Source organism: Alteromonas portus (assembly GCF_005117025.1).
GTDB classification, from domain to species: Bacteria; Pseudomonadota; Gammaproteobacteria; order Enterobacterales; family Alteromonadaceae; genus Alteromonas; species Alteromonas portus.
Genome location: NZ_SWCO01000028.1, coordinates 1 through 991, shown reverse-complemented (window position 1 = coordinate 991; position 991 = coordinate 1). Strand labels below are relative to the sequence as shown.

Sequence of the window (991 nt, the reverse complement as noted above, 5' to 3'; positions counted from 1 at the left end):
TTCGCGTTGTCATTACCTTTAAGGTACAACACCGCTGCTTCACTATATGCCCATTTTAAATGAGCATTACCAATCTTATTTCCCTGCGTACCGTATGTTTTTCCGGCCGACTCAGCTTTGCATTTGACTAACCGTGAATACGAGGCAAACTTCTGAACTGATGGAAACCGTTTAATATCGCCAACTTCGTATAAAATGGTGAGGGCTAGAATTTTCCCGATACCTGGAAACGACTTTAGAATATGTAAATCTGTAGCGCAGTGTGTTTGTGCCTGAGTCTTTACATAATGTTCAATCTTGTAGAGCTCACTCACCATGGTTTCGATAATGTTTAGGTTTAAATCCATGCTTTTCTGTACTGCTTCGTCTGGAAAAAAGTGGCGCATCTTTTCTCTATCAGGTGAGTTTCTTAAATCTAAACGCGTTTCTAATGCGGGTAAGTTGTATTGACTGACCGTGCTGGCAACGTGCGCTTTCAGCTGTGCACTCATCCTCATTATATGGGTGCGCCGACGCAGCGCATCACGAATTGAGCGATGCTCCTTTGAATACGCATGCGCGAGCGGGAAGTTTCCTCCACGGATCAACTTCGCTATTTTTAGCGCGTCGATTTTATCATTCTTCGTTTTACCGGCGTGGATGGCTTTCATGTAAAGCGCATGGCCAAGAATGAAATCAATATTGTGCTCTTCACAAAAGTCAGACACCCAATACCAACAGTGCATACATTCCACACCAACAACGATATTGCCCAGATATGGTTTTAGAAGCGCTAACAGTTTATCGGGTGAATCATCGATTTTTTCGTGAACGAGAATGTTGTTTTCATTATCAATGATGCAGACATAAAGCAGTCTTGTATGAAGATCGATTCCACAATAGTACGGATGTGTATTAGTATAAAAGTTCATTGAGTTTTCTCCCTTGGTTTGGTCGCCTATTAGGATTAACTCAGTTTATGCTGATAGGGAGGAGGCTCAATGATTATCAA

The 991-nt window shown here is 42.0% G+C and carries 1 protein-coding gene; it reads right to left on the bottom strand.

Annotated elements, in window-relative coordinates:
* Nucleotides 1-911 (bottom strand): IS110 family RNA-guided transposase (locus tag E5672_RS19750; RefSeq protein WP_136783879.1); only part of this gene is annotated, 911 nt, incomplete at its 3' end.
* Nucleotides 912-991 lie beyond the last annotated feature (80 nt).